The organism is Mesorhizobium sp. M0923 (assembly GCF_040319365.1).
In the GTDB taxonomy this organism is placed as follows: Bacteria; Pseudomonadota; Alphaproteobacteria; order Rhizobiales; family Rhizobiaceae; genus Mesorhizobium.
This window is the reverse complement of sequence record NZ_JAMYNW010000003.1, coordinates 349,056-367,720: the sequence shown is the minus strand read 5'-3', so window position 1 is coordinate 367,720 and position 18,665 is coordinate 349,056. Positions and strand designations below refer to the sequence as shown.

The window sequence follows — 18,665 nt, the reverse complement described above, 5'->3', positions numbered from 1 at the left end:
CAACCTGAATATGCCAAGGGAGGAAACCATGCGCATCAGGACCATCGCATTCTCAGTCGCCGGGCTGCTGCTCGCCAGCATTGCCCCATTGACCAATGTCCAGGCACAAAGCGCCAAGACCATTGCGGGCGGCTTCGACGTCGGCCCGGGCGGTTTTCCCAAGAACTTCAACCCGCTGGTCGCGACCGGCGGCTACACCTGGCTCAGCACCTATTTCGAACCGCTGGTCATCTTCAATGCCGGGCTGACCGAGATCGAAGGCGACCTCGCCAAGGACTACAAGATCAGCGACGACCAGCTGAGCTATACGTTCAACCTGGTCAACGAGACCTGGCATGACGGCAAACCGTTCACCTCGAAGGACGTCAAGTTCACCCTCGAGCTTGCCAAGAACAAGGCCTCCGGCAGCCTGTTTGCCGCCCGCCTCGCCAACATCGCCTCGGTCGATGCACCGGATGACCACACCGCAGTGGTGAAGCTATCGAAACCGAACGGCTCGTTTCTATCCATCCTCTCGCAGCTAATGATCCTGCCGGAGCATGCCCTGGCCGCTCTGCCGCCGGAATCACTGGCGACAAGCACCTGGTGGTCGACCGCTCCGGTTGGCACCGGCCCGTTCAAGTTCAAGCGCTACGTGACCGACCAATATGTCGAACTGGCAGCCGATGACGACTATCGCAGCGGCAAGCCGAAGGTAGACGTGCTCATCAACCGCTATTTCGAGTCGCCGGCGGCGGCCGTCGCCGCGCTCCGCGCCGGCGAGATCCAGTTCACCTATGTCGAGCCCGACGATGCGGCATCCTTCAAGAGCGACAGCAATTTCAAGGTGATCGAAGGTGCCTCGTACGTGGTCAACTATATCGGCCTGAACCAGAAGGTCGACCTGTTTAGGGATATCCGTGTCCGCCAGGCGATTATGTATGCGATCGATCGCAACGCCATCATCGACAGCCTCTACGGCGGTGCCGCCAAGCCAGCCAATTGCGGCTATGTCGCGCCGCATCTCGTTCCGGCAGACCTCGAACCCTATGCCTACGATCCGGCAAAGGCCAAGGCGCTGCTGACCGAGGCGGGCTGGGACAAGCTTAACGGCGACAAGCCCATTAGCTTGCTGACCTATTACGGCTCGCCGCAAGCGGCCAATGTGATGGCCGCCATCCAGTCGATGCTGGCCGAGGTCGGCATCAATGTGGTGCCGCGCGTCGTCGATACGCCGACCTACAATGGCATCGTCTACAAGGAAGGCACGCCGGACTGGAATGCATTTCCGATGGTTTATGCCGGCCTGCAGAACGGCCCCAACCCGGCCGGCCTCAATCCCGGCCTCAACAAGTCGCAGATTCCGCCGGCAGGCTTCAACACCATGCGCATCGAGTTCGACGACCTGAGCACCGCGTTGGACGCCGCGCTCGGCCAAACCGATCCGGCCAAGCTCGATCAATCCTGGCAGGAAGTCTGTAAGGTGATGAACAAGGACCTGCCCTGGGCGACGTTGTGGGTGGCCAACCGCTATGGCGTAGCCTCCAACAAGCTGCGTGACTTCGTCTGGACGCCAGCGCCGGGCGGCGGTCCTTATGCGGCTCATCCCGAGCGCTGGGACATCCAGTAAGAACCCCGCAACCAAGCGAGCAGGCGGACCACTTTGGCGCCGCCTGCCACCGCCACGGAAAGCCCATGTTGAGCTTCATCGCCCGCCGCAGCGCTACAGGATTGCTGATGCTGGTCGCGCTCAGCGTCCTCATCTTCATCCTGCTGCGGCTGGCCCCTGGCGATCCGATCGACGCCTATATCAACCCGTCGGTCCCCATGTCTGCTTCCGACCTCGAGGGCCTGCGCGAACGGCTCGGGCTCGACCGGCCGCTTCCCGTGCAATATCTGGCCTGGCTTGGCGCGGCGCTGAGCGGCGACTTCGGCTTTTCGATCCAGCGCAGCGGCGTCGCCGTGCTGCCGCTGGTCATGGAACGCATCGGCCCGACCGCGCTGTTGATGGGCACGGGCCTGGCGATCGCCATAGTGCTCGGTATTTCTGCCGGCATTTTCAGCGCGGTGCGCCGCAACGCGCCGTCCGACATCGTGCTGTCAGTGCTGTCCTTCGTCGGCATTTCCAGCCCGGCTTTCCTGACCGCGCTGCTTGGACTCTATTTCTTCTCGGTGCTGCTGCGCTGGGCGCCGTCCGGCGGCATGCAGACGGCGGGCGCGCCTTTCTCGACGACGGATGTGCTTGCGCACCTCATCCTGCCCGCCTGCCTGCTGTCAATCGGCCATGCCGCGCTGATCATGCGTTATATGCGCGCCTCGCTGCTGGAAGTGCTCAACCAGGATTACGTGCGGACGGCGCGTGCCAAGGGCGTGCGCGAGTTCTGGGTGATCATCAAACATGCCACCCGAAATGCGCTCTTGCCGGTCATCACCCTGATCGGGTCGACCGTTGGCATCGCCATCGGTGGCGCCATCTTCCTGGAAAGCGTGTTCAACTGGCCGGGCATGGGGCTGCTTCTGGTCAATGCCGTCGGTACCCGCGATTACCCGGTGATCATGGGCGCCACCCTGGTGATCGGCGTTTGCGTCATCCTGGTCAATCTCCTGACCGACGTCGTCTATGCCGTCGTAGACCCGCGCATTCAGGTGGCGTGATGGCAATCACCGCGCCGGACCCGACAGCCGACCGGACAGCCGCGCCACAGACCAAAGGCCCGCTTCGCCGCGCGCTCGACCGCTTTTTTGAAAACCGCGCGGCGCGCGCCGGGCTTTTGATCGTCATTCCCATCCTGCTGGCGGTTTCGACCTATCCTCTGTGGTGGCCGTTCGGCCCGAACGCCATCGACCTCAGGGCGATGAACAAGGCCCCGTCGGCCATTCATTGGCTGGGCAGCGACGGCGTCGGGCGTGACGTCATGGCCCGGTTGCTGCAAGGCGGGCGGATCTCATTGCTGGTTGCCGTCTGCTCGGTCGCCATTTCGACCGTCATCGGCTTCCTGGTCGGCGCCGTCGCCAGCTTTGGCGGGCGTCTCGTCGACGGCACGGTGATGCGCTTCGTCGATCTGGCGATGACGCTGCCGCCGGTGATCTTCCTGCTGGTGCTGGCTTCGATTGCCGGCACCGGCATCGCCCCGACCATATTGGTGATCTCGCTGCTCTCCTGGCCAGTGCTGTCGCGCATGGTGCGCGCCCGGCTGCTCGAACTGCGCGAGCGCGATTTCGTCGTTGCGGCCCGGGGCATGGGCGCGGGGCTGCCGCATCTGCTGTTCCGGCATGGCCTGCCCAACTGCATCGATATCCTGGTCGTCTACGCCACCTTGCAGATCGCCAACGCTATCCTGCTCGAGGCCGGCCTGTCCTTTCTCGGCCTTGGCATCGCACCGCCAGAAGCCAGCTGGGGCAACATGCTCAATCTCGCCCGCTCCACCGTCGTGCTGGAAAATTACCCGTGGCAATGGATGTTCCCGGGCGCCGCACTGGTGCTCACCGTCCTCGCCATCAATTTCATCGGCGACGGCTTGCGCGATGCATTCGATCCTCGCTCCGATCTCAACTGACCTCAAAGGTTCATCAAAATGCCCCTGTTTACCGGCGTCGTGCCACCTGTCGTCACCCCGCTCAATGCCGATTTCAGCATCGACTTCCCGTCGTTCACCCGCACCATCGAGAACCTGCTCGACGGCGGTGTCCACGGGCTGTTCGTGCTCGGCTCGACCAGCGAGGTGGTCTTCCACGACGAGGCAGGCCGCAGGGCCATCCTCGAGCATGCAGTCAAGGTCAATAACGGCCGGGTTCCGATCTTCGCTGGGGTCATCGACCCGACGACCGATCGTGTCATCAACCACGCACGCATCGCCAGATCGGCCGGCGTCGACGCTATTGTTGTCACCGCGCCGTTTTATACCCGCACCAGCCAGCCGGAGATCGGCGACCACTTCCGCTATATCAAGGATGCGATCGACATTCCCGTCATCGCCTACGACATCCCGGTCTGCGTTCACGTCAAGCTGGAGCGCAAGACCACGGTCGGCCTCGCCAGGGAAGGCGCCATCGCGGGCATCAAGGATTCCAGCGGCGATGACGGCAATCTGCGTTACGTGCTCAAGGATATGGCCGACGATCCGGGTTTCTTCGGCATGACCGGCTCCGAGATCCTGGTCGACAGTGTGCTGGCCATGGGCGCGCATGGCGTCGTGCCGGGCCTCGCCAATGTCGACCCGCATGGTTACGTCAGGCTGTGGAAGCTGACGCAGGCCGGCCAGCATGCCGAAGCACGGCTAGAGCAGGAGCGATTGTTGAAACTGTTCGAGATCGTCTGGATCTCGCTCGGCAGGACAAGCGCCGGCTCGGCCGGCGTCGGCGCCTTCAAGGCAGCGATGAAGAGCCTCGGCATCATCGCCTCGAACACCATGGCGCGGCCGCAACGCAGTCTGAACGGGGAGGAAACCGCAAAGATCGACATGATCCTTCGCGACGTGGGGCTGCTCCGCTGAGTGTCGCGCCGATACTCTCGATTTCCGGCCTGCGCGCGGTGTTCCGCATTGCGGGGCGCGACATCGCGGCGGTAACGGATGTCGACCTGACGATCGGCTCCGGCGAGACGGTGGCGCTCGTCGGCGAATCCGGATCCGGCAAATCCGTCACCAGCCTGTCGATCATCGGCCTGTTGCCGAAAAGGGTCGGGCATATCGCTGAGGGGTCGATCGCGCTGCGGCGCAAGAACGGCACGGTCACCGAGCTGACCAGCCTCGATGCCGAGTCGCTGCGCAAGATACGCGGCAACGAGATCGGCATGGTGTTCCAGGAGCCGATGGCCAGCCTCAACCCGGTCTACACGATCGGCGAGCAGATTGCCGAGCCGATCCGCATCCATCTCGGCAAATCGCATCGCGAGGCAGAAGCAGACGCGGTGCGGCTGCTGGAGCAGGTCGGCATTCCCGATCCGAAGCGGCGGGCGCGACAGTATCCGCACGAGCTGTCGGGCGGGATGCGCCAGCGCGCCACTATCGCCATGGCCCTGTCCTGCGATCCAGGCTTGCTGATCGCCGATGAGCCGACAACCGCGCTGGACGTCACAATCCAGGCCCAGATTCTCGATCTTTTGGCCGAGCTGCAGGCGCAGCGCGGCATGGGCATCCTGTTCGTCACTCACAATCTCGGCGTCGTAGCCGAAATTGCCGACCGGGTAGCGGTGATGTATGCCGGGCGTATCGTCGAAACAGGTCCGGTGAGCGAAGTGTTCACCCGCCCGCGTCATCCCTATACGGCGGGGTTGATGCGCTCGGTGCCGAGGCTCGGCGAGGCCACGGCGCTGAAGATAGCGGGGACGCCGCTGCCGACCATTGCCGGAAATGTTCCGTCGCTCGCCTTGCTGCCCAAGGGCTGTTCCTTCGCGCCGCGCTGCCCGATGGCTATCACTGCCTGCCGCGCCGCGGTGCCGCCATTGTTTGCGGCGACGCCGACCCAGCAAAGCCGCTGCCTGCGCTGGGAGGAGCTCTGATGGAGGGCGCCCCGTTCCTATCGGTCAAAAACCTGACCAAGCATTTTGCGCCGACCGCGTTTTCGCGCGGCCCCATCGTCAGGGCACTGGAGGATATTTCGTTCGAGGTCAGGCGTGGTCAGGTGGTCGGGCTGGTCGGCGAATCCGGCTCCGGCAAGACCACGATCGGCCGCTCGGTGCTGCGTCTGATCGAGCCGACATCCGGCCAGATCAGCTATGGCGGCACCGACATCACCAGGCTGGGTGCCGCCCAGTTGCGCCGCCAGCGCCGCAAGATGCAGTATATTTTCCAGGATCCCTTCGCCAGCCTGTCGCCGCGCATGACGATCGGGCAGATCCTCACCGAAGGCTTGGACATTCAAGGCATTGGCAGGAAATCCGAGCGGCGGGCGAAGGCCGAGAAGGCACTTGCCGCGGTCGAGTTGCCGGTCGACGCCTATGATCGCTACGCCCATGAATTCTCGGGCGGCCAGCGCCAGCGCATCGGCATCGCCCGGGCGCTGACGCTCGAGCCGGAATTCATTGTCGCCGACGAGCCGGTCTCGGCGCTCGACGTCTCGATCCAGGCCCAAATCATCAATTTGTTGCGCGACCTGCAGCTCCGGCTTGGGCTGACCATGCTGTTCATTTCGCACGATCTGGCCGTGGTCGAGTACATCTGCGACACGGTCATCGTGCTCTATCTCGGGCGCATCATGGAGGTTGCGCCGGCGGCCGAGCTCTATGCCCGGCCGCAGCATCCCTATACGCGCGCGCTGCTGTCGGCCATTCCGTCGCTCGATCCGTTGGCCAGGCAAGACCGGCAGGTGCTCAAGGGCGATATTCCCAGCCCGGCAAACCCGCCGTCGGGCTGTGTTTTCCGGACCCGTTGCCCGTTTGCGCTGGAGGCTTGCGCCGGGGCTGTGCCGCCGCTGAGGGCGACAGCCGAGGGTCATCTGAAGGCCTGCATCCGCGACGACATCGCTTAGGTTTTTTGCCCTGTGCCTACGCGAGAACTTGGGCGAGATGGACAAGGTCGTCGGCCACAAAGTCCCAGCTCTCAAGAGGCGAGAGATCGGTCGTCTGCGCCGGACCATGCTCTTTCGGCCGAGCAACAAAAGCGGTTCCGATACCGCACCTTCGTGCCGCAGCCAGGTCGTCGTTATGCGCGGCGACTAACACGGCCTCCGAAGGTCGCACCCCCAGGATCTCCACTGCGCGGAGATAAGCCTGTGGCGCAGGCTTGTAGGTGCCGAACACATCCGAGCCAAGGACGGTGTCCCAAGGCAGGCCGGCGCGCTTGGCAATATCCAGTAACAGCCGGGTATTGCCCCCGGACAACGGCGCGATGATGAAGCGTTCCCTCAGCCTCGCAAGGCCTTTCAGCGAATCGGGCCACGGCTCCAGCCGATGCCAGGCGAGATTGAGTTCCTCAACTTCGGCGGCCGGCAGCTCGGATGGGGTCAGCCCGAACTGGACGAGAGCGGCGTCCAGATTCTCCCGGTTTATCCCGTCGAGTGAAACGAAAGGCCGGTGCCCTGTCCGCACCGCTTCGGTCGAGGCGTCATAACGCAACGCCCATGCATCGGCGAATTCACCGGGATCGACCTGCTGTGCACCATTTCGCGCGAGGAAGGCGCCGGCCTCCCTTGCGATACCGCTGCGCCAGTCAACGACGGTTCCCAGAACATCGAAGAATAGGACTCGAATAGTGGTCATATTGAGCTTCCGGTCGGGGTTGCGGTGCGTGTCCTGCCGCATCGGTCGCGATAGGACGGATCGACCTCGTAGAGCTGCTGATCAGATAGTCGAAATGTTTAAAAGCCTGATCGCGAAGGTGGTTCCCCCAACCTCATTGAAACGTCATCGACGCCAACCCATATGCAATCGGCGTCGGATGTTTCCTCCCATTCGTCCGGCGCGTTCCCCTCTGAAGGTTTTCGACCTTCACATCTGGCCGGGCTTGCAGCCCGGCCTTTTTTCTGCCGGGCTCGGTGAGCGAGCCGAGATCATGGCGCAGGCGTGCCGGGCGTATCGATGCGTTTGGTCAGCGCCGCGGGATCGCCAAGCACGCGCAGCGTCTTCAGTCGCGCGGTGCCGCCGGCGACGACCGAGACGGCTGATGCGGGTACGTCAAGCGCCTTGGCGACCAGCCTTTCCAGCGCTCGATTGGCGGCCCCGTTTTCCGGCACGGCGCGGACACGGGCTTTTAAATAGCTTCGCCCATCCGCCGATGTCTCGATGCCTTCCAGCCTGTCCATCGCTGATTTCGGCGTCAGCCGGACGAACAGGTCGATGCCGTCGGCGCGAAGTCGAAAGAAACGGTTCGTCCCGTGACTCACATCGATCCGATACCGAACATCGGCTGAACCGTCGTGTCTAGGAAGACGCTGATAAATGTCAGCGCCAGCAACAGGATGATCGGCGAGATATCGATGCCGCCAAGGTCCGGGAGAATGCGGCGGATCGGCCGCAATGCCGGCTCGGTCAGTCGATAGAGCATGTTGCCGATCGAGTCGACAAGCTGGTTACGCGAATTGACGACGTTAAAGGCGTAAAGCCAAGAGAAGATAGCCGCGCCAATCACAATATACCAATAGATATTAATCGCGGCATGCAGCGTGTAAAAGACTGCGATCATCGGTTGCTCCTTGCGAACGCCCGACATGTAGCCACTGCAGGGGAAAGCGGCAAGAGCCGCCTCTGCCGCATGGCGAAGCCGGACCAGCGGCAGACGAGAATTCGGCGACACGCACAGCCTTGACAGGAAACCTCAGCGGCCGATAAAAGCCCCATCCGCTGGACGGGGCTGTAGCTCAGCTGGGAGAGCGCGTCGTTCGCAATGACGAGGTCAGGAGTTCGATCCTCCTCAGCTCCACCAGCGGATTTTTCGAATCCCCTTGCCTGGTTGCATGCCGAAGACAGCGGCCTTGGGCGCTGTTCCGCTTGCGCAAGCTTACTCGGGCAGGGGCGATTTCGCGACGCCGAGAGAAGGCCGCTCGCGACTTGCGGCCATCGACCGGCGTTTACGAACGCGTTAGGCATCGGGCGGCAAAGATCAGCCTCTCAGGTCGCTCGTCCGGCAGGCCAGAGGGCGTTGCCTCCTTCTCCAACCTTCCGAACGACCCCCTAACCTTGCTGCGCTGAGCGTCGCTTCGGCACCATGACCACCTCGAAAAACGCCCCGTAAGCCATCCGTAAGCCACGTTATCGGAACCTCACCCCGTCGATAAAAGTCGATTGCCGCAGGCCCTTCGCCTGTGTCCATCGATCAGGCGGCGGGGGTTTGAAATGGCGGCTACTTCAGCACTTCGAGACAAAATCCGCGACGCCGGACCGAGCGCGCAGAGCGGTTCCAAAGGTTCTCAGCGCAGCCGGCACACAGCACCACCGGCAGCCTGCAAGCGCAGTTCCAGCGCGTCTTCAGGGCGTGCCGGCCGAAGCCCGCCAGGCTCTCGCAAACAGCTTGAATCGGCACATGCCTGCAATCGGCTCTAGGGGGAAGAGCCGATGTCGAAGCTTCACGCCAACCTGCTTCTCCTGCTTGCCGCCGCTTTGTGGGGTTTCGGCAATGTCTCGCAGAAGACTGTGCTCGGATATCTCGACCCGCTGAGCGCGGCCGGCATGCGCTGCCTGATCGCCGGACTTCTGGTGCTGCCGCTGATGATTGGAGAAAGCCGGGTAGCGAAGACCAAAGGTTTTCGCGCCAGCTTGGCAAGGGTCGGCGCGCTATTCGCCATTTCGATCGTTCTGCAGCAGATTGCCTATCTCGGCACCTCGGTCACCAATGCGAGCTTCCTGATCAGCACCGCGACCGTGATGACGCCGGTTGCAGCGTGGGTTCTGGTCGGGGAGCGGCTGACCGCGACGGTCGGGTTTGCCGCCGGCATGACCCTGATCGGCGCGCTGCTATTGTCTGGCGGCATCGCCGGCTTCAATGGCAGCGACACGACGGTGGTGCTGTCGGCCGCATGCTATGCATTGTGGACGGTCGAGCTCGGCCGCCACATGCAAACCCATGGGCGCCCGTTTGCCACCATGGCGGCGCAGTTCCTCGGCACTGCGGCGGTCACCCTGCCGCTAGCCCTCTCGCATGGCAATTTGTCGGTCGCGACGGCACTCGATGCCTGGCCGCAACTGCTTGTGCTCGGCGTGTTCTCGACTGCCGCCGGCTTCGGCATCCAGACCGTTGCCCAGCGCTTTACCTCTGCCAGCCACGCAGCGGTGATCGTCAGCGCCGAAAGCCTGTTCGGCGCGACTGGCGCCGCCCTTTTTCTCGGTGAGCGGATCTCGCCCATGGGGGCTCTCGGCGCGATGATGATGCTCGGCACCATCCTCTATCTCGTCACCTCGCCCGGGCCGGCGAATCCGGCCGATCCCGTCATATCATCGCTGGAGGGAGCTCCATGAGCTTTGCCGACGCGAGCGGATTCCAGGCTGGGCTTGCGCTCGGCATGGCCTCGATGGCCTCGATAGGGCCGAACAACCTGATGATGATCAGGGAAGGCTTGCTGCGCGGGCGGGTGATGTTCGTGGCGAGCCTGGTGTGGGCGACCTATGTCGCCCTGATCGCCATCTCCTATATGCTCGGCAGCTCGATCGCCGGCCTCGATCCCTCACTCGGAACGGCGCTCTCCTGGCTTGGCCTGGCGGCGGTCTCCTGGTTTGCGGTGAAATCCTTTCGTGCAGCATTGGCCGTCGGCGAGGCCGAGGACCGCTCCGGCAAGGCCGAGACCAGCCGCTCCTGCGTAGCCCGCGTCATGGGCGTGGTCGGGATGAACCCGCTGACCTACGTCGAGCGGCTGTTCGTGCCGGCGGCGTTCGGCCAGTCTTTCGCTGCGAGTGGTACGCAGCTCGAATTCATGGTGACGCTGATCCTGATGTCGGCGCTCGGCTGTTACGGCTATGCGCTCGGCGGCGGCCTCTTGGCGCCGCTGCTGCGCAGCCGTGCCAGCCTGCGCATCTTCGATCTCATCTCCGGGCTCATCCTGTCCACCGTCGCATTGGTCATGGCCGTGGGGCTCGTCTCGCCATGACCGCCCGTAGCAAACGCCCGCTCATCGTGCCGTCAAATGCCACCGCAGCTGAAAAGGAGGATCCAATGCAATTCGACAACGACCGTGCGCCGTTCGGCCGGCATTTCGCGCTTTCAATCTGGAACGACGCGCCGGCCAGCTGGCGTGATGCCTCCGGGCTGGTCGATCGCCTCTCCTTCGAGCCGTCGATTATCGACTTAAAACCGAAATCTGCCGGCCCCAGTCGGACCGCCCGGGCGGTGTCGCGATTTGCGGCTGCCATCCGGGCGCGCATTTCCGGTCCGGGCGGCTACTACAATCTTGGCAACGCGCTGGGGCTGGCAATGGGCGTGGCGATGCAGCTCGCCACCGGCCCTGAATGGGGTGCCGGCACCCTGTTCGACTATTTTGCCGGCAGCGGCAGCGCCGTGGCGTTGACGCTGGCGACGTCGATCTTCTTCTGCAGCGGCGAAGTCTATCACCGCGCCTGGGCTGGCCGCGATGTCCCCGATCCGGCGCTTAACCGGCGCGCCGATCTCCTGTCGGGGCTCGGCGCGATCGGGCTCGGCGTAGCGCTGTTCCTGCTCGGCCAACCGGTGCTGGCTGCGACTGCCGGACTGCTGCATGCGTTGGGAAAATTCGGCAGCGCCGTGTCCGGCATGATTGTGCCCGGTTGGCCGGCCAGGTGGCCCGATCCGTTCCGCAGCGCAGTGTTGGCCAGCCGCCTGCCTGCGGCATTGGCGGCAGCCCTTTCGGCCGGCTCCGCCGTGCCTGAAGTGTGGTCGGGGGCCTCACCCGCCCTTGTCACCGCGCCGCTGACATTGCTCGCCTGCTACGCGCTGTGGGCGAGGGCCGACCTTCTGCTGTTTGCCGACGCCGGCGAAAGCCCACCAACCCGTTCCGCCGCGGCGGGGCAGGGCGACTAGAGCCGCGCCCGCAGGACCATCGTTCAACTGAAGCCAAATGGAGACAGAGCCATGTTCGGAATTTTCAATGACGACGATGCGCCTTCCCTGGAGGGGCTGTTCTATCCGACGCAGACCCGTATCGGCACCGTCTGCGTGTTCGGCGGCGCCCGCGCCGGCAACGACCGGCGCCTCGCGCAAGCGGCCGCGGCGCTGGGCCGCGAAATCGGCAGTGCCGGCATCCGCCTCGTCTATGGCGGCGGCGGTGAAGGGTTGATGGGCGCCGTGGCTTCCGCGGCGGCAGACGCCGGCGGCGAGGTGATCGCGATTGCGCCGCACTTCCTTCTGGAGCGGATGCGGATGCCGCGCGGCGTCGCCCAAATCATAGCGGTTCCGTACATGCACATGCGCAAGCGGCTGATGTTCGACTATGCGGATGCATTTGTAGCGCTGCCGGGCGGAATCGGCACCATCGAGGAACTGGCCGAAGTGATGACCTGGCGCAAGCTCGACCGGCACGACAAGCCGATCCGGGTCGCCGACTTCTTCGGTTTCTGGTCGCCCTGGCTCGACCTGCTCGATCATCTCGAGGAGCCGGGGTTTCTCAGCGGCCACGTGTCGACGGCATGTCTTGTTGCCGACGTGCCGGCGGCAATCCTGCCGATGCTGCAGCGCGGCGTCTGCTTCACGCAAACGCAGCAAGGCGCGAGTACCGTCGGGCGCACCGCTCAATCTCTGGCACCCGTGGCGACACCATGACCGGAGCTGTCGATATGAAGGACCGCTTCGAAGCCATAGCGAACCCAAGCTGCCGGTTCGATATCTGGGACAATGAGAGCGGCGAGCCCGTGGTCCATCGCGGCCGATTGCTCTCCTTTGCCACGACCAAGACGGCGGAGCGGATCGCCGGCTTCCTCAACGAGACAGCCGCGGCCGGTGAGGCCGAGCCGGCCCGAGAAGGGCCGGGCAAGGCTTAGACCAGTCCGCGCTTGGCCATCATTGCTTCCGGTGAAGGCATCTTGCCGCGGAAGGCGGTGTAGAGTTCTTCGGGGTCCTTCGAGCCGCCGGCGGCGTAGATGTTCTTGCGCAGCCGCTCGGCCAGCGCCGGGTTGAACGGATCGCCTGCTTCCTCGAAGGCGGCGAAGGCGTCGGCGTCGAGCACTTCCGACCACATGTAGGAATAATAGCCGGCCGAATAGCCATCGCCGGCAAAGATATGGCCGAAATGCGGAGTGCGGTGACGCATCGCGATGGTGTCCGGCATATTGAGCCTTTCGAGCGTTTCGGCTTCGAAACGAAGCGGCTCTTGCGGCGCCTCCGGGCGCGCGTGGTAGGCCATGTCGACCAAGGCCGAGGCGGTGAACTCGACCGTGGCGAAGCCGGCGCCGAAGGTGCGCGCCGCCAGCATCTTGTCGACCAGCGCCTTTGGCATCGGCTTGCCGGTCTTGACATGCAGCGCATGTTTTTCCAGCACCGCCGGTACCGTCAGCCAGTGTTCGTAGAGCTGCGAGGGCAGCTCGACGAAATCGCGGCTGACCGAGGTGCCAGCGACCGATGGCCAGGTGACGTCGGTCAGCATACCGTGCAGGGCATGACCGAATTCGTGGAACAGCGTCTTGGCTTCATCGACCGACAGCAAGGCGGCCTCGCCGGCCGGCGGCTTGGCGAAATTCATGATATTGTAGATGACCGGCTTCGAGCCAGGACCAAGCTTATAGCCGGATTTGAGTGCACTCATCCAAGCGCCGGAGCGTTTCGAGGGTCGCGCGAAATAATCGGCGAGGAAAAGGCCGCGCTCGCTGCCGTCGGCATTCTTCACGACGAAAACACGTGCGTCCGGATGCCAGGTGGCAATGCCCTTCTTTTCCTCGAAAGAAATGCCGAACAATCGTGTCGCCACGTCGAAACAGGCGTCGATGATGCGGTCGAGCTGCAGATACGGCTTCAGTTCGGCCTCGTCGAAAGCGAATTTCTCGGCGCGCAGCTTCTCCTGATAGAAGCGCCAGTCCCAGGCGGCGAATTTTTCATTGCTGCCGGCCTCGGCCGCCAGCCGCTGCAATTCGGCCTGGTCGGCGGCGGCCTTCTCCAATGCCTTTTTCCAAACCGGGTCGAGCAGCGTATGCACCGCCTCCGGCGTCTTGGCCATTGTGTCGTCGAGCTTCAACGCGGCATATGATTCGTAGCCGAGCAGCTTCGCCTTTTCGGCGCGCAGGCGCAGCATGTCGCGCACTACGTCCGTGTTGTCGGTGGCGCCGCCATTCTGGCCACGCATGATGAAGGCGCGGAACGCCGTCTCGCGCAGGTCTCGGCGTTCTGAGAAGGTCGAGAACGGCTCGTAGATCGAACGCGACAAGGTGACGGCGTAGCGGCCCTTCTGGCCGCGCATCTCGGCGGCTTCCGCCATCGAGCTTTTCAGGAATTCCGGCAGGCCGGCAAGGTCAGCCTCGTCGAGGAACAGCGCCCAGTCGCGCTCGTCGGCAAGCAGGTTCTGGCCGAAATTGGTGCCGAGCGACGACAATTCCTCGTTGATCGACGCCAGCCGCTTCTTGCCTTCGGCGTCGAGCTTGGCACCGGAGCGGACGAAGTTTTTCCAGGTCTTTTCCAGTACGCGCAGCGTTTCGGCATCGAGCTTCAGAGTCTCGCGGCGTTGATAGAGATCGTCGATGCGGGCAAAGAGGCGCTCGTTCATCGAGATCGCCGAGAAATGCCGCGACATCTTCGGCGAAATGTCGCGCTCCAGCGCCTGGATTGCCTCGTTGGTGTGGGCGCCAGCGCGGCACCAGAAGATCGACGAGACATGGTCGAGAGCCTCGCCGGCGAGTTCGAGCGCGGCAAGTGTATTGTCGATGGTCGGCGTCCCGGTGTTGCCGGCAATCGCCTCGATCTCGGCCTCATGCGTCTTCAGGGCGGCGTCGAACACCGGAGAAAAATCACCGTCGCCAATGCGCGTGAAATCGGGCAGGCCGAGCGGCCCTTGCCATTCAGTCAGCGGATGGGCGGCGAGGTCGACGGCGGACGGCATGGGCAAACTTTCGCTGGATGGCGGGAGGAGGCGGATCGTCACCGATGTAGGACGCCGGCCGGCTCCACGCAACAGCACGCCCCGTTCATGATTTCCTCAGTAGCCGTCGCAGTTTTCCGCGATCGCGGCTTGCGAACTGGCGGTGATCTGGTCGTTGGCGACCGCAAAGGTCTCCTGCATCAGCATGTCGTTGCTGGGAAAATCATAGCAGGCGATCACAGTGGTGACGCCGCCCTCGGTCTTCTCGATCCGGTGGCGGATTTCGGCGCCGGCGACGGCGCCTTGCCACTCGGCGATCGAAGCGATGAATTCCTGCTTGCTTTGCACGACGCCGAGGTCGTCGAGCTTGATGCGGACGTCGTCGGCGAGCAGGTCCGACAATTCGGTGCGGTCGGCGACGAGCAGTGCCGAATACCAGCGGTCGATGATCGCGCTGTCGTCGGCGCGGGCGAAATCTGCCGAGCACAGCAGTGCTGCCGCCGCGAACGCGACCGGAATTCGCACCATGCCCTTGTCTCCTACTCCGTCTCCGGCCGCTCGAAATCGCCGGTCTCCTTGTTCATCACCCAAAGCTCACCGGTCGAAATATCGAACCAGGCGCCGTGCAGCGATAGCCGCCCCTTGCCTTCGAGGATCGAGACGCAAGGGAAGGTACGCAGATTGGCGATGGAATATCGGATCGATATGCGCTCCAGCGCGGTCTGGCGCTCGGTCGCGGTCATGAAGGTGCTGGACGATACGGTCTCGGCCGCCGGCGCGATCAGGCTCATCCATTTGCCGATGAAATCACCCGGCGACAACGGCGCGGCCGTGGTGTCGAGTGCCGCGCGGATGCCGCCGCAGCGGCCGTGGCCCATCACCACGATGTTCTTGACCTTGAGGCTCTGCACGGCAAATTCGAGCGCTGCCGATGTCGAGTGGAACTGATCGTCGGGCGCATAGGGCGGCACCAGATTGCCGACATTGCGCAGCACGAACAGTTCGCCCGGCCCGGCATCGAAGATCGCTTCGGGCGCAGCGCGGGAATCGCAGCAGGCGACGATCATAGTTTCCGGTGCCTGGCCTTCCCGGGCCAGTGCGCGATAACGCCCGCTTTCGGTGAGATAGCGGCCACTCATGAAATTGCGGTAGCCGGTGAGAAGATGCTCGGGAAGATGGGGCATGGGCAGCGGCGGGAGCCTTTCCGGGTTAAAGGCACGGTTCAATCCCGAAAGGCTCTAGCGCATCGGCCCGAAAATCGGAACCGATTTTCGGAGGCGCGGAGACGCAGGTTCAAAGCATTGCAGCGTACTTTGTAGGCAGGCTCTCTCCAGAGTGCCTATTGCGCCGTCCACCCGCCATCCATCGGCAAGGTCGTGCCGGTGATCTGCTTGGCCGCATCCGAGCACAGGAACAGCGCCAGTGCCGCAAGCTCCTCGACGGTGACGAATTCTTTGGTCGGCTGGGCCGCGAGCAGCACGTCGTGCTTGACCTGTTCCTCGGTCATGCCGCGTGCCTTCATGGTGTCGGGGATCTGCTTTTCGACCAGCGGCGTCCAGACATAACCAGGTGCGATCGCATTGACGGTGATGCCGGCTTGCGCTGTCTCCAACGCCACTGTCTTTGTCAGGCCAGATATGCCGTGCTTGGCCGCCACATAGGCGGACTTGAAGGGCGAGGCGACCAGCGCATGTGCCGACGCGGTGTTGATGATGCGGCCCCATTTGCGCGCCTTCATGCCGGCCAGCGCCGCCTTGATGGCATAGAAGGCCGCAAGCAAATTGATGCGGATGATGGCTTCCCATTTTTCGTCGGGAAATTCCTCGATCGGCGCGACATGCTGGATGCCGGCATTGTTGACCAGGATGTCGAGGCTGCCGAAGGCTTCCTCGGCCTCGCGGACCATGGCAGTCACCGCCGCGCCGTCCATCATGTTGGCGCTGGAGTAGCGGCACTGGACGCCGAAATCGGCTTCGATGCCGGCGCGCTCCTGTTCGATGGCGGCCGCATCGCCGAGACCGTTGATGGTGATGTTGGCGCCTTCGGCGGCAAGGGCGCGGGCAATCGCCAGACCGATGCCGCTGGTCGAGCCGGTGACGAGGGCGTTCTTGGAAGACAGGAAACCCATGATGATCTCGCGAAAGGTAGGAGGGAACGGCGATGCTGGTGTGCGTCGCAGCATGACCATGCCATCGCCGTGTGTCGGCGCGATTACAGCGCTGTGGCAGTCCAACGGCCTTCAGCTGCTGGCGGCAGGCTGACACGGCGTTGTCATGGTGCCGTGCAAGATAACCGGTGCGCACTCGCGCGGTCATTCCTGCAGTACATGGGGGAGCAGCTTGGAAATCGCCGATGTCGTGAAGCGCGCCTATGCGATGCCGCTCACCAACCCGTCCTTCCCGCCCGGGCCCTACCGTTTCTTCGACCGCGAATACGTCATCATCACCTATATCACCTATCGTACGACGCGCGAAGCCCTCGAGGCCGTCGTGCCGGCGCCGCTGGAAATCGACGAGCCGCTGGTCAAATACGAGTTCATCCGCATGCCGGATTCTACCGGCTTCGGCGATTATACCGAGACCGGGCAGGTCATCCCGGTCCGCTTCCAGGGCCAGCATGGCACCTATGTCCACTCGATGTTTCTCGACGACGATGCACCGATTGCCGGCGGACGCGAGCTCTGGGGCTTTCCCAAGAAGCTTGCCAGCCCGAAGATCGTGCATGAGGGCGAGGTGGTTGTCGGCACCTTGCATTACGGCAGCGTTCTGTGCGCCACCGGCACGATGGGCTACAAGCACAGGCCGGCCGATCACGGCCAGATTCTCGCCTCGCTCGCGGCGCCCAATTTCCTGATCAAGATCATCCCGCATGTCGACGGCACGCCGCGCATTTGCGAGTTGGTGCGCTATCACCTCACCGACGTGACGTTGAAGGAGGCCTGGACAGCGCCGGCGGCGCTCGATCTCAGGCCCCATGTCATGGCCGACGTGGCGCGGTTGCCAGTGCTCGAGATCGTCTCGGCGGTTCACTTCATCGCCGACCTGACGCTCGGCCTTGGCGAGGTGGTTTACGACTATCTCGCCGGACGCGAGCGGTCAGTCAGTCCAAATCTGGAGGCATTCAGCCGTGCTTGAACGCAACACCAAGAGGGCCGTCGCCACCATCGAGGAAATCTCGGCGCTGTACGACCGCGTCGCGCTGGTGTTCCAGGGCGGCGGTGCGCTGGGCGCCTACCAGGCCGGGGTGTACCAGGCGTTGGCCGATGCCGGCTGCGAACCGACCTGGTTCTCCGGCGTCTCGATCGGCGCGATTAATGCAGCGATCATAGCCGGCAACGAGCCGAGCCGCCGGCTGCAGCGGCTCGAGCAGTTCTGGCAGACCATTTCCGGCCGCAAGATCTGGGCCTATATGCCCGAGGGCGACGTCTACCGGGACATCCGCAACCGCACCAGCTCGTGGATGACGATGACGATGGGCCAGCCCGGCTTTTTTAAGCCGCGCCATCCCAATCCGTGGTTCGAGCAGCCAGGCGCCGAGGGCGCTACCAGCTTCTACGACACCGCCGAGCTTAAAGAGACGCTGGAGAGCCTGATCGATTTCGACGTGCTCAATGACGGCAAGAAGCGGCTCAGCGTCGGCGCGGTCAATGTCAGGACCGGCAATTTCGTCTATTTCGACACCGAGAAGGTGCGCATCGGGCCGGAGCACATCATGGCAAGCGGCGCGCTGCCGCCGGCCTTCCCGTCGATCCGCATCGAAGGTGAGCATTATTGGGACGGCGGCATCGTCTCCAACACGCCGCTCCAATATTTACTCGACCAGGAAGAGGACCGCAGTTCGCTGGTGTTTCAGGTCGATTTGTTCAGCGCCCGCGGCGCCTTGCCGCGCGGCATGGCCGATGTTTTGTCACGGCACAAGGACATCATGTATTCAAGCCGCACACGCCAGAATACCGACAACTTCCAGCGCATCCATGCGCTGAAGATGAAGCTGCTCGATGCGCTGAAGCGCGTCCCCGTCGAGTTACTGAAAGAAGGGGAGCAGGAATTGATCGCGGACTATTCGGATGCCGGCGTGGTCAACATCGTCCACCTGATCTACCAGCATAAAGGCTATGAGGGGCACGCCAAGGATTACGAATTCTCGGGCACCTCGATGCGCGAGCATTGGGAGATGGGGCTGGAAGACACGCAGCGGACGCTGCGCCATCGCCAATGGCTGACACTGCCGACCAATGTCGAGGGCGTCGCCATCCACGACCTGCACCGCGAAGATCCGACTTAAAG

General features: G+C 63.5%; 20 protein-coding genes and 1 tRNA gene. 14 read left to right on the top strand and 7 right to left on the bottom strand.

The window, feature by feature from the left end; translation table 11 throughout:
- Positions 1 to 28: 28 nt before the first annotated feature.
- The 6 genes from NKH89_RS07845 to NKH89_RS07820 all read left to right on the top strand — a co-directional run bounded on the left by NKH89_RS07845 (position 29) and on the right by NKH89_RS07820 (position 6,447).
- A complete protein-coding gene (locus NKH89_RS07845) occupies positions 29 to 1,609 on the top strand; it encodes an ABC transporter substrate-binding protein (RefSeq protein ID WP_352908560.1) in 1,581 nt (526 codons plus the stop codon).
- 65 nt (positions 1,610 to 1,674) lie between these two features.
- On the top strand, positions 1,675 to 2,634 hold the full coding sequence (locus NKH89_RS07840; protein WP_352908559.1) for an ABC transporter permease: 960 nt from the start codon (positions 1,675 to 1,677) through the stop codon (positions 2,632 to 2,634).
- Positions 2,634 to 3,536, top strand: coding sequence for an ABC transporter permease (locus NKH89_RS07835; RefSeq protein ID WP_352857104.1), 903 nt, complete (start codon positions 2,634 to 2,636; stop codon positions 3,534 to 3,536). Before NKH89_RS07840 ends, NKH89_RS07835 begins: the two co-directional genes overlap by 1 nt.
- Before the next feature lie 18 nt (positions 3,537 to 3,554).
- Positions 3,555 to 4,472, top strand: a complete 918-nt coding sequence (locus tag NKH89_RS07830; RefSeq protein ID WP_352788032.1) for a dihydrodipicolinate synthase family protein — start codon at positions 3,555 to 3,557, stop codon at positions 4,470 to 4,472.
- Entirely contained in the window at positions 4,469 to 5,479 is a 1,011-nt protein-coding gene (locus tag NKH89_RS07825; RefSeq protein ID WP_352481116.1) for an ABC transporter ATP-binding protein, read from the top strand. The genes NKH89_RS07830 and NKH89_RS07825 overlap by 4 nt, the downstream gene beginning before the upstream one ends.
- Positions 5,479 to 6,447, top strand: a complete 969-nt coding sequence (locus NKH89_RS07820; protein ID WP_352480991.1) for an ABC transporter ATP-binding protein — start codon at positions 5,479 to 5,481, stop codon at positions 6,445 to 6,447. Before NKH89_RS07825 ends, NKH89_RS07820 begins: the two co-directional genes overlap by 1 nt.
- Before the next feature lie 16 nt (positions 6,448 to 6,463).
- On the opposite strand, the gene NKH89_RS07815 is transcribed toward NKH89_RS07820, so the two are convergent.
- The 3 genes from NKH89_RS07815 to NKH89_RS07805 all read right to left on the bottom strand — a co-directional run bounded on the left by NKH89_RS07815 (position 6,464) and on the right by NKH89_RS07805 (position 8,099).
- On the bottom strand, positions 6,464 to 7,177 hold the full coding sequence (locus NKH89_RS07815) for a haloacid dehalogenase type II (RefSeq protein ID WP_023721334.1): 714 nt from the start codon (positions 7,175 to 7,177) through the stop codon (positions 6,464 to 6,466).
- A gap of 290 nt (positions 7,178 to 7,467) precedes the next feature.
- Positions 7,468 to 7,800 carry a DUF167 family protein gene (locus NKH89_RS07810; protein ID WP_023721333.1) on the bottom strand — a complete coding sequence of 111 codons (333 nt, stop codon included), beginning with the start codon at positions 7,798 to 7,800 and terminating at the stop codon, positions 7,468 to 7,470.
- Entirely contained in the window at positions 7,797 to 8,099 is a 303-nt protein-coding gene (locus tag NKH89_RS07805; RefSeq protein ID WP_023721332.1) for a YggT family protein, read from the bottom strand. Before NKH89_RS07805 ends, NKH89_RS07810 begins: the two co-directional genes overlap by 4 nt.
- A 164-nt stretch (positions 8,100 to 8,263) precedes the next feature.
- Between NKH89_RS07805 and NKH89_RS07800 the strand changes: the two genes are divergently transcribed.
- The 6 genes from NKH89_RS07800 to NKH89_RS07775 all read left to right on the top strand — a co-directional run bounded on the left by NKH89_RS07800 (position 8,264) and on the right by NKH89_RS07775 (position 12,355).
- Positions 8,264 to 8,339: transfer RNA gene (locus NKH89_RS07800), tRNA-Ala, on the top strand.
- Between the two features lie 629 nt (positions 8,340 to 8,968).
- Positions 8,969 to 9,868, top strand: a complete 900-nt coding sequence (locus tag NKH89_RS07795) for a DMT family transporter (RefSeq protein ID WP_023721331.1) — start codon at positions 8,969 to 8,971, stop codon at positions 9,866 to 9,868.
- Complete coding sequence (locus NKH89_RS07790; RefSeq protein ID WP_352480989.1) at positions 9,865 to 10,494, top strand: LysE family transporter; 630 nt, start codon at positions 9,865 to 9,867, stop codon at positions 10,492 to 10,494. The genes NKH89_RS07795 and NKH89_RS07790 overlap by 4 nt, the downstream gene beginning before the upstream one ends.
- Before the next feature lie 65 nt (positions 10,495 to 10,559).
- Positions 10,560 to 11,399 carry a hypothetical protein gene (locus NKH89_RS07785; protein WP_031194636.1) on the top strand — a complete coding sequence of 280 codons (840 nt, stop codon included), beginning with the start codon at positions 10,560 to 10,562 and terminating at the stop codon, positions 11,397 to 11,399.
- A gap of 51 nt (positions 11,400 to 11,450) precedes the next feature.
- A complete protein-coding gene (locus NKH89_RS07780; protein ID WP_084642899.1) occupies positions 11,451 to 12,137 on the top strand; it encodes an LOG family protein in 687 nt (228 codons plus the stop codon).
- On the top strand, positions 12,134 to 12,355 hold the full coding sequence (locus NKH89_RS07775) for a hypothetical protein (protein ID WP_023721327.1): 222 nt from the start codon (positions 12,134 to 12,136) through the stop codon (positions 12,353 to 12,355). The genes NKH89_RS07780 and NKH89_RS07775 overlap by 4 nt, the downstream gene beginning before the upstream one ends.
- Here the strand turns inward: NKH89_RS07775 and NKH89_RS07770 are convergent.
- The 4 genes from NKH89_RS07770 to NKH89_RS07755 form a co-directional block, all read right to left on the bottom strand.
- Positions 12,352 to 14,406, bottom strand: coding sequence for a M3 family metallopeptidase (locus NKH89_RS07770; RefSeq protein WP_023721326.1), 2,055 nt, complete (start codon positions 14,404 to 14,406; stop codon positions 12,352 to 12,354). The two genes, NKH89_RS07775 and NKH89_RS07770, sit on opposite strands and share 4 nt — an antisense overlap.
- Before the next feature lie 90 nt (positions 14,407 to 14,496).
- Positions 14,497 to 14,907 (bottom strand): hypothetical protein, encoded by a 411-nt coding sequence (locus tag NKH89_RS07765; protein WP_023721325.1) that lies wholly within the window; start codon positions 14,905 to 14,907, stop codon positions 14,497 to 14,499.
- A gap of 11 nt (positions 14,908 to 14,918) precedes the next feature.
- Positions 14,919 to 15,563, bottom strand: a complete 645-nt coding sequence (locus tag NKH89_RS07760) for a carbonic anhydrase (protein ID WP_023721324.1) — start codon at positions 15,561 to 15,563, stop codon at positions 14,919 to 14,921.
- Positions 15,564 to 15,718: 155 nt separating this feature from the next.
- A complete protein-coding gene (locus tag NKH89_RS07755) occupies positions 15,719 to 16,507 on the bottom strand; it encodes a 3-hydroxybutyrate dehydrogenase (protein ID WP_352481115.1) in 789 nt (262 codons plus the stop codon).
- A 211-nt stretch (positions 16,508 to 16,718) separates the two neighbouring features.
- On the opposite strand from NKH89_RS07755, the gene NKH89_RS07750 reads away from it, so the two are divergent.
- Both NKH89_RS07750 and NKH89_RS07745 read left to right on the top strand, forming a co-directional pair.
- Entirely contained in the window at positions 16,719 to 17,513 is a 795-nt protein-coding gene (locus NKH89_RS07750; RefSeq protein WP_352908558.1) for an acetoacetate decarboxylase, read from the top strand.
- Entirely contained in the window at positions 17,506 to 18,663 is a 1,158-nt protein-coding gene (locus NKH89_RS07745) for a patatin-like phospholipase family protein (protein ID WP_352480985.1), read from the top strand. The genes NKH89_RS07750 and NKH89_RS07745 overlap by 8 nt, the downstream gene beginning before the upstream one ends.
- The last annotated feature ends 2 nt before the right edge of the window (positions 18,664 to 18,665 follow it).